The following is a 9,431-nucleotide window of genomic DNA, read 5'->3' on the forward strand; positions in this document are numbered from 1 at the left end:
AGTTAAATCTACTTATGAAAAGTCCCTTAATTACTTATTGTTCACAAATTGTTTAAGATTTATTTATATCAACTAGTCTAAATCTATATCCTTTCAATTTTGCTGGACAGATATTACATCATTCCGCCCATGCCGCCCATGCCACCCATTCCTGGCATAGCTGGTTCATTTTCTTCTGGTAAGTCAGTTACTACAGCTTCTGTAGTAAGAATCATAGCAGCTATTGATGCAGCATTTTGAAGAGCTGATCTTGTTACTTTTGCTGGGTCAACTATACCTGATTCAATCATGTTAACATATCTCTCATTTAATGCGTCGAATCCAACGCCTTTTTCACTAGCTTTTACTTTTTCTACTATGATTGAGCCTTCTAATCCTGCATTTGCAGCGATTTGTCTAACTGGCTCCTCTAAAGCTCTTAAGATTATGCTAACTCCTGTCTTTTCATCTCCAGAAGTTGTATCTAATAATGCTTCAACTGCTGGGATTACATTTACTAATGCAACTCCACCACCTGATACTATACCTTCTTCTACTGCAGCTCTAGTAGCAGCTAAAGCGTCTTCAATTCTAAGTTTCTTTTCTTTTAATTCAGTTTCTGTTGCTGCTCCAACTTGGATAACTGCAACTCCACCAGATAACTTAGCAAGTCTTTCTTGTAGTTTTTCTTTGTCAAATTCTGAAGTTGTCTCTTCTATTTGAGCTTTTAATTGTCTAACTCTATCTTGAATAGCTTGGGCTTCTCCTGCACCATTTACTATTGTAGTGTTTTCTTTGTCAACTTTTACTGTTTGAGCCTTTCCAAGCATATCTAATGTAGCTTCTTTTAAGTCATATCCTAATTCTTCTGATATAACTTCTCCACCTGTAAGAATAGCTATATCTCTTAGCATATCTTTTCTTCTATCTCCAAATCCTGGTGCCTTAACTGCTACACAAGTAAATGTTCCTCTTAGCTTATTAACTACAAGAGTAGCCATTGCTTCCCCTTCTATGTCTTCAGCTATTATAAGTAATTTCTTACCTGCTTGAACTATTTGCTCAAGTACTGGTAATATATCTTGAATATTAGTTATCTTCTTATCTGTTATTAAGATAAATGGATCATCTAAGTTAGATTCCATCTTCTCAGCATCTGTTACCATGTAAGGGCTTACATATCCTCTATCAAATTGCATTCCCTCAACAACATCTAGCTCTGTTCCCATGGATTTAGATTCTTCAATAGTTATAACTCCTTCGTTACCAACCTTCTCCATAGCATCTGCTATAAGCTTACCTATCTCTTCATCCGCAGCAGATATAGATGCAACTCTTGCTATGTCTTCTTTTCCTTCTACTTGCTTAGAAAGGTTCTTAAGCTCTTCAACTGCTTTTTCTACAGCTTTATTTATACCCTTTCTTATAAGCATTGGGTTAGCTCCAGCTGTAACATTCTTTAAACCTTCTCTTACTATTGCTTGAGCAAGTAATGTAGCTGTTGTAGTTCCATCTCCTGCTACATCATTTGTCTTAGTTGCAACTTCTTTAACAAGTTGAGCTCCCATATTTTCATATGCATCTTCAAGCTCTATTTCTCTTGCTATTGTAACACCATCGTTAGTTATTAATGGTGAACCAAATTTCTTATCTAATATTACGTTTCTTCCCTTTGGTCCTAAAGTAACCTTTACTGTGTTTGCAAGGATATCAACACCCTTTTGCATAGATCTTCTTGCTTCTTCACCTAATATTATGCTTTTAGCCATTTAAAATTCCCTCCTAACAAATAAATAAATTTATAATTATTCAACTACTGCTAATATATCTTCTTGTTTAACTATAATGTACTCATCAGCAGAAACTTTAACTTCTGTTCCAGCGTACTTAGAGAATAAAACCTTATCTCCAACCTTAACTTCCATAGTTACCTTTTCTGTTCCTGGTCCTACTGCAACAACCTCAGCCTCTTGTGGCTTTTCCTTTGCATTACCAGTAAGTATAATTCCGCCCTTTGTTACTTCTTCTGCTTCTAATCTCTTTATAACTACTCTGTCTCCAAGTGGTCTTATCATGGTTACCCCTCCTTAAATATATATAATAATATTAATATACTGTTTTACATATCTGTTAGCACTCTATAGTGTTGAGTGCTAATACACCTATAATGATAAAGTATTATTAAGGTTACTTCAAATTTAACAAATTATCTTAAAATTTGATTATAGGCTCTATACTTCGTTTTTTTGCCATTATTAGCTTAAAGCTCATTTTTTCATTATTTTATTTAAAAAATCTTATGTTTTTATGTTTATATATGCTCTTTCTTAATTTTCTCATATTATTATTTCCAAAACTCTATTTAATATATATAAATTTTTATATAATAACTTTATATAGATAAACTCTCTCAGAATTCAACCTTTGAATACGCTTTAAATAATGTTGGCCGGTGATTTAATTTTAATTGTCATGTGGTTTATCTAGAAAAAACTATAACTTAATTTAAGAGGAGTTTTAATAATTAAATGAAAAAATTATTATTTTTATTAGGTGTATTATGTATGTGTCTTGCTATTATATCTTCTAGTATAACAATAGCTATAAGATTTAAGCCTTTATTCTTGTATGATGTTAAAAAGTTTGATTTACCAAATACTGTTGGTCTTAGCTATGATAAAGTAGTTAAAAACTACGATGAACTTATGGAATACTTAAATAATAAAAATATTTCTACTCTCTCCATGTCAGATTTTAAAAGCTCTAAAGAAGGACTAATACATTTTGAAGAAGTTAAAAGGTTATTTCACATAAATTATTCTATTAATATTGTTTCTCTTATACTATCTTTTATATTCTTAATGTACCTATTTAGAAATGGACTAACAAATAAACTAAAAAAGCCTCTTATTGTAATATTTTTATGTCCAATTATATTAGTATCTATCTTGCTTTTAAATTTTGATAAAGCCTTTAATCTATTTCATGGGGTCTTCTTTAGAAATAACTATTGGCTCTTTGATCCAGACCTTGACCCTATTATAAATATTTTACCTCAAGAATTTTTTATGCATAGCTTTATACTGATTATATTATTAATAGAGGTATTTACCTTAGGTCTTTTAATATTAACTAAAGTGTTTAAAAGAAAATAAAGAACAGAAAGTCTTTACAGCTATATTATCTATTACTCTTATTCTCTATTGTTAAATATACAAATATATAAAAATTCTATTTGTATTTCAATAATTTTTATAAGATCATATAAAACCTAAATTCCCAGTTGTAAAAATATAATATTACATTATATTAGGGGCTAAATTTATATATTATTAATGAATTAAGGATTTGTTACTAAAAATTACTTTAGTAGCAAATCCTTAAATTATTCATATATTCCCTTAAATTTTATATAAATATTAATTATTTTTATCCTTAATGTCTTTCTAAATTCAATTTACAATACTCTTCAATCTTCTCATTTGATAACACAGACTTTTTAGTGGCCTCATTATTGAATTTATTCATAACAGGCTTCCCCTTTAATTGAGATACAAGATTTCCTGGACCTCCTATACAGCCTCCCATACAAATCATGCCTTCAATAAAATTTCCACCAAGTTTAAGTACCTTAGCCATGGTCATAGCTTTCTTAACTTCAGCACCACCACTAACTTTAATAGGCTTAAATTCAATATCTATCCCACTATCTTTTATATAGTTTTCTATAGCTGCCGTAAGTCCCCCCCCTGCAGCGAATCCTCTTCCATAAATAGATCCATCATCTATAATCTCTCCCTTAAAGCTCTGTACATCTATATTAAAGGCATCTAATAAAGCATACAGCTCTTCAAAAGTTAAAACATATTCAATATCTCCTCTAAGTTCACTTCTCAATACCTCCATCTTTTTAGCTGTACAAGGTCCAATAAACACTATTTTTGCCTTATGATCCTTAGATTTTATATATCTAGCTGTAGCTATCATAGGAGATACAGTAGTAGATATATGTTTTGCTTCTGAGCTGAACATAACTTCTATATATTTCATAAAACCTGGACAACAAGAACTAGTCATGTAATTGCTCTCTTCCTTCATCCTATGAACAAATTCATTACTTTCTGCCGCAGTAACTGCATCAGCTCCTTCTGCTACTTCCTGCATTGTAACAAATCCTAATTTTTTAACCGCTTCTTTTACTTGAGCCATGGTTGTTTTAATACCAAATTGACCTCCTATAGCAGGTGCAACTATGGCATATAATCTCTCACCTTTAGAAATATCTCTAGCTACTTGTCCAATAGAACTTTTATCCATTATGGCTCCGAAAGGACAAGCTGCCATACAATTTCCACAATTTATACAGAGACTTTCATCAATTATAGCTTTTTTATCCTCTGAATTCTTATTAAAACTTATAGCTCCTGTTGGACATATAGCTTTACATGGTCTACCAACTACAGAGATAGCATCGTAAGGGCAAGCCTTTTTGCACATTCCACATTCTCTACATTTACTGTCATCTATATAAGCTTTCCCATCTACTCTAGATACGCATTTAGCTGGACATACTTCCATACATTTATGAGATATACATCCACGACAAGCATTAGTTACCCAGTATTTCTTTGTGGGGCATCTATCACAAGCTTCATCTATTACATAAATTATTTGATCACTATTAGAGATATCATAAAATTCCTCACTATTATCTTTAGTACTATTAGAGCTTAAAATTTTAACTGTATCTAATATAACCTTTTTTTCTTTATTCACTGTTTCCCTGTAATGAGGTTCCTGGTCTTGAAATATTATCCCTGGTATTTTTATAAGCTCTTCTTTTCTAAGCTTACCATCTCTTCCAAGACAAGCTATATTTTTTAAAATATGATGTTTGAATCTTTTTAATTCAGTTTCAAATGTAAGCATAATTATACCCCTCCAACAAAATTTTAAAACTTTTTCCCCTCTGTTTCAAAATCGCGATGTTACAGTTTATCCAAGTAAAATCAAACTATTTCTATTCATATTATAACAGAAAACATTTACAAAGTAACAAAACTAATTTTGCTACTTTTCACTGAATTAATAGTAATATTTTGTTAAAATAATAACTTTTTTAAATTATTCCTATCAATAATTTAAAATTAAAAGACTCCTTCTATAAAATTATAGAAGAAGTCTAATTTTTCAAATTTTACCTTTATTTTATCTTAATCAACATTAAAATCTTTAATATTATCTATACCTTAATATTATTTTCTCTTGCATAGTAAAAAAGATATTGCTGAGCAAAACCTGATAAGTTATCAAACTTCTCCCTTGCAAAGTCCCTCATTTTCTTTAATGAAACATCTGGAGCTAAATAGAAATGTTGCATTGCTCTCTTAACCCATACATCCACTGGAAAAGCTGAATATTTCTCCATGGAGAAAAGCATAATACAATCTGCAACCTTTGGTCCAATTCCTGAAAAATTTTGAAGAGCCTTATGGCATTCATCATCACTTAATGCCTTTATGTAATTTAAATCCCAATTAATCTCTTCTCCTAAGGATATATTATCTTCTTTTACTCCATTCTTAAAGTTATATATTTTCTTTACAGTATCATATATGTATTTTGCTCTAAAACCTACTCCACATTCTTCAATCTCCTCTAAGGATACTTTACTAAAGTCCTCTAACGTCGGAAAGGCATAGTATGTTTTTCCCTTATATGAAAGAGTTTTACCCCATTTGCTACTTATGGTATTAATAGCCTTTCTTATCATAGGTATTCTGTTGTTAGCTGATATAATAAAACTAATCACCATCTCAAAAGGATCTTGTTTTAGTAACCTTATACCGTGACCAAACTCCACAGATTTTTTTAAGATTTCATCCTTAGAAAGTTCATCCTTTATAGCAGTATAATCTCTATTTAAGTCAAAAAATTCAAGCCATATGTTCTCAAAATCATCTTTAGTAGCGTTATAAAGATAAACATCACTACCTTTTTTCTCTACCTCTATGACACGTTGAAAAGCAACTCCTATGTAGTTTCCATTTTCTTGTCTTTCCCACCTAAAGCATTGACCACAATCAAAAATATGAGGAAGTTCAAAGTTTTTTACTTCCTTTATTATAATTCCTTCATTGAATTCTTCTATATTATTAAAATCCATATCTTCACCTTCTTAATTAATAATTTGTCTGATGGCTAATAGCTCGTAACACTCTCATCCTATTAAAAGGTGGTGGAGAACAGTTACTACACCCCTAGATTAACTCATCTAACCTTTAGATGGTTGAAAGAACACCATTTAAAGGAAGATTCGTTCTATCTTAGTTACTATTATATAATATTAATTATTTAAAGTTAATATCTTTTTAATTAGCTTCTTATAATTAGATAAATTATCTAATTAAATTTTATTATAGGTTTTCTAAACTAGAGATTTATTATATATTATTTCTTAAAATTTACATTTTCAAGACACTAAGTACAAACATATAGATTAGGATTTACTCTAAAAATTTTATACTACTTTCATAACTTTAAATTAGTTTATGTGTTGTTTTTTATTTTATACTTTGTTTAATAAAACATATATATAATAAAAATACTTGTGACTTACTATTAATATAAATAACAGTTGCTTAGTTATAATTTTAATATTTAAGTTTTAAATTAAATTAATGCCCGAAAGCCTCCCAGATAAGCATGGGAGATTTTCGGGCATCTTCTGTTAATAGATAATTTTTTTATCTTTCACAAAGCTTCCAAAACTCTAAATTTAGTATTTACTTACTTAAAAACTCATCTATTGCAGCAGCTGCCTTCTTTCCAGCTCCCATAGCAAGGATAACTGTAGCAGCACCAGTTACTGCATCTCCTCCTGCATAAACCTTATCCTTAGTAGTAAGTCCTGTTTCTTCCTCTGCTATTATACACTTCCTGTTATTAATATCTAATCCTTTTGTAGTACTAGATATTAATGGATTTGGAGATGTTCCAAGAGACATTATTACTGTATCTACATCTATTGTAAATTCTGAACCTTTAATCTCTACTGGTCTTCTTCTACCTGATGCATCAGCTTCACCAAGTTCCATCTTTATACACTTAATCCCTTTAACCCATCCTTTTTCATCGGATAAAATCTCTACCGGATTAGTTAAAAGATCAAAAATTATCCCCTCTTCTTTAGCATGATGAACTTCTTCAACCCTTGCTGGAAGCTCTTCTTCACTTCTTCTATAAATTATATGAACTTCTGCTCCAAGCCTTAATGCAGTTCTAGCAGCATCCATAGCAACATTACCACCACCAACTACAGCAACCTTATTTCCAACCCTTATTGGAGTTGAATATTCTTCCTTAAAGGCCTTCATAAGATTACTTCTAGTTAAGAATTCATTAGCTGAGCATACTCCATTAGAGTTCTCTCCTGGTATACCCATAAACTTTGGAAGTCCTGCTCCTGAACCTATAAATATAGCATCAAAACCTTCTTCATTTAAAAGCTCATCTATAGTTACTGTTCTTCCAACAATAACATTGGTCTCTATTGTAACTCCCAATTTCTTTATATTTTCAATTTCGTGCTTAACCACCTTCTCCTTAGGAAGTCTAAATTCTGGTATTCCATAAACTAAAACTCCCCCTGGCTCATGTAGTGCTTCAAATATAGTAACATCATATCCTTTTCTTGCTAGATCTCCAGCACAGGTAAGTCCAGCTGGTCCACTTCCTATTACTGCAACTTTCTTTCCCTTGCTCTCTTCTTTTTCACAAAGAGATATGTTATTTTCTCTAGACCAGTCTGCCACAAATCTTTCAAGCTTTCCTATGGAAACTGACTCTCCCTTTATCCCTAGAACGCACTTTCCCTCACATTGGCTTTCTTGAGGACATACTCTACCACAAACTGCTGGGAGTGCTGAATATTTAGCTATAGTCTTAGCTGCATCTTCAAATTTTCCGTCTTTAACATGGCTTATAAACTCTGGAATATTAATATTCACTGGGCATTTACTAACACAATGAGGTTTCTTACAATTTAGGCATCTTGAAGCTTCTTTTACAGCCTCTTCTTCATTGTATCCATAACAAACCTCTTCAAAGTTTTTAGCTCTAACCTTTGGATCTTGCTCTCTCACTGGTATTCTCTTAAATCTATCCATTACTTCTCACCTCCACAATCGCAACCTTGTCTATGATGAGTATCTCCCTCTTCTTTTTTAAGAATCTCTCTACCTTCTTCGCTTTTATACATAGCTTGTCTTCTCATAGCTTCATCAAAATTAACAAGATGACCATCAAACTCTGGTCCATCTACACAAGCAAATTTAACTTCATCTCCAACAGTGACTCTACAAGCACCACACATACCTGTTCCGTCTACCATAATTGGATTTAAACTAACTACTGTCTTTATATTTAACTCCTTAGTAAGTAAGGTTACAAATTTCATCATTATCATAGGTCCTACGGCAATACATAGGTCATACTTTTTTCCTTTATTAAGTACTAAGTCCTTTATAACATCTGTAACAAGTCCATGGGTTCCATAGCTTCCATCATCAGTGGCTATATAAAGATTCCCTGAGACCGACTTCATCTCCTCTTCTAATATAAGAGTTTCTTTGGATCTTGTACCAACTATAACATCTGCACTTACTCCATTTTCATGAAGCCATTTTACCTGAGGATAAACTGGAGCAGTTCCAACTCCTCCTGCAACAAATAATATATTCTTTTTCTTAAGGTCCTCTGGGCTTTCATGAACCATTTCTGATGGTACACCAAGAGGTCCTACAAAGTCTGAAAATACATCCCCTTCCTCATAGTTTGCCATTTTCTTTGTTGAATTTCCAAGAGTTTGGAATACTATAGTAACACTACCTTCTTCTCTATTATAATCACAGATAGTTAAAGGTATCCTCTCCCCCTTCTCATCCATTTTTACTATTACAAACTGTCCTGGGTAACAGGACTTTGCCACCCTCTTAGCTTCTATATCCATAAGATATATATTTTGTGCTAAAAGTCTCTTTCTTAAAATCCTATACATGTTATTCCCCCCACTTAAAAATTGAGTATTAAAAACTAACTAAATTAATAATTATTTTCTAACACCTTATATAATTATTGATAAAATATATTATCAATATATTACTTGCATCCTTAAAATAAAAACATAACAATAAAAATAAATACCATACCTACCATTGCACTTTTTTTTCTGTAACTTACCCAATCCCTGCTTGTAGTCATTGCATATACCTCAATCAAATAGTTTGCCATAATAAATATTCCTACAATAAAAGAATATCTTACAGAAAACCCTACACCCCAAAATTTATAAGCGAAATAAATTAAGATACCTGATATTAAAAAATAAGAATATGGATTTTCTTTTACATACTCTTTGAATTCCTTATCCTTTTTTTCATAAGACCTATATC

Annotated in this window: 8 protein-coding genes; 1 reads left to right on the forward strand and 7 read right to left on the reverse strand. The window is 31.4% G+C overall.

Annotated elements, in window-relative coordinates:
- Positions 1-113 precede the first annotated feature (113 nt).
- Both groL and groES read right to left on the reverse strand, forming a co-directional pair.
- A complete protein-coding gene (gene groL / locus AB2369_RS08125; protein ID WP_367665982.1) occupies positions 114-1,748 on the reverse strand; it encodes a chaperonin GroEL in 1,635 nt (544 codons plus the stop codon).
- Positions 1,749-1,784: 36 nt separating this feature from the next.
- Positions 1,785-2,054, reverse strand: coding sequence for a co-chaperone GroES (groES, locus tag AB2369_RS08130; RefSeq protein WP_367665983.1), 270 nt, complete (start codon positions 2,052-2,054; stop codon positions 1,785-1,787).
- A gap of 453 nt (positions 2,055-2,507) precedes the next feature.
- Here groES and AB2369_RS08135 point away from each other — a divergent pair, with 453 nt between their 5' ends.
- Positions 2,508-3,134, forward strand: coding sequence for a TIGR01906 family membrane protein (locus tag AB2369_RS08135; protein ID WP_367665984.1), 627 nt, complete (start codon positions 2,508-2,510; stop codon positions 3,132-3,134).
- Positions 3,135-3,414: 280 nt separating this feature from the next.
- On the opposite strand, the gene AB2369_RS08140 is transcribed toward AB2369_RS08135, so the two are convergent.
- The 5 genes from AB2369_RS08140 to AB2369_RS08160 form a co-directional block, all read right to left on the reverse strand.
- Positions 3,415-4,908 carry a 4Fe-4S dicluster domain-containing protein gene (locus AB2369_RS08140; RefSeq protein ID WP_367665985.1) on the reverse strand — a complete coding sequence of 498 codons (1,494 nt, stop codon included), beginning with the start codon at positions 4,906-4,908 and terminating at the stop codon, positions 3,415-3,417.
- A 313-nt stretch (positions 4,909-5,221) separates the two neighbouring features.
- Positions 5,222-6,145: a DNA-3-methyladenine glycosylase gene (locus AB2369_RS08145; protein WP_367665986.1), complete on the reverse strand. Its 924-nt coding sequence runs from the start codon at positions 6,143-6,145 to the stop codon at positions 5,222-5,224.
- A 619-nt stretch (positions 6,146-6,764) separates the two neighbouring features.
- Positions 6,765-8,147, reverse strand: coding sequence for an NADPH-dependent glutamate synthase (gltA, locus tag AB2369_RS08150; protein ID WP_367665987.1), 1,383 nt, complete (start codon positions 8,145-8,147; stop codon positions 6,765-6,767).
- Positions 8,147-9,037, reverse strand: coding sequence for a sulfide/dihydroorotate dehydrogenase-like FAD/NAD-binding protein (locus tag AB2369_RS08155; protein WP_367665988.1), 891 nt, complete (start codon positions 9,035-9,037; stop codon positions 8,147-8,149). Before AB2369_RS08155 ends, gltA begins: the two co-directional genes overlap by 1 nt.
- Positions 9,038-9,150: 113 nt before the next feature.
- On the reverse strand, positions 9,151-9,431 hold a 281-nt coding region (locus tag AB2369_RS08160; protein WP_367665989.1), incomplete at its 5' end, for a hypothetical protein.

Origin of the sequence: Clostridium sp., assembly GCF_040797585.1 — a bacterium.
Taxonomy (GTDB): domain Bacteria; phylum Bacillota; class Clostridia; order Clostridiales; family Clostridiaceae; genus Clostridium_Z.

Bases quoted from the DNA above. Each gene is read 5' to 3' on its own strand.
- AB2369_RS08135 (WP_367665984.1), top strand. From the start codon at position 2,508: ATGAAAAAATTATTATTTTTATTAGGTGTATTATGTATGTGTCTTGCT.
- AB2369_RS08140 (WP_367665985.1), bottom strand. From the start codon at position 4,908: ATGCTTACATTTGAAACTGAATTAAAAAGATTCAAACATCATATTTTA.
- AB2369_RS08145 (WP_367665986.1), bottom strand. From the start codon at position 6,145: ATGGATTTTAATAATATAGAAGAATTCAATGAAGGAATTATAATAAAG.
- gltA (WP_367665987.1), bottom strand. From the start codon at position 8,147: ATGGATAGATTTAAGAGAATACCAGTGAGAGAGCAAGATCCAAAGGTT.
- groES (WP_367665983.1), bottom strand. From the start codon at position 2,054: ATGATAAGACCACTTGGAGACAGAGTAGTTATAAAGAGATTAGAAGCA.
- groL (WP_367665982.1), bottom strand. From the start codon at position 1,748: ATGGCTAAAAGCATAATATTAGGTGAAGAAGCAAGAAGATCTATGCAA.
- AB2369_RS08155 (WP_367665988.1), bottom strand. From the start codon at position 9,037: ATGTATAGGATTTTAAGAAAGAGACTTTTAGCACAAAATATATATCTT.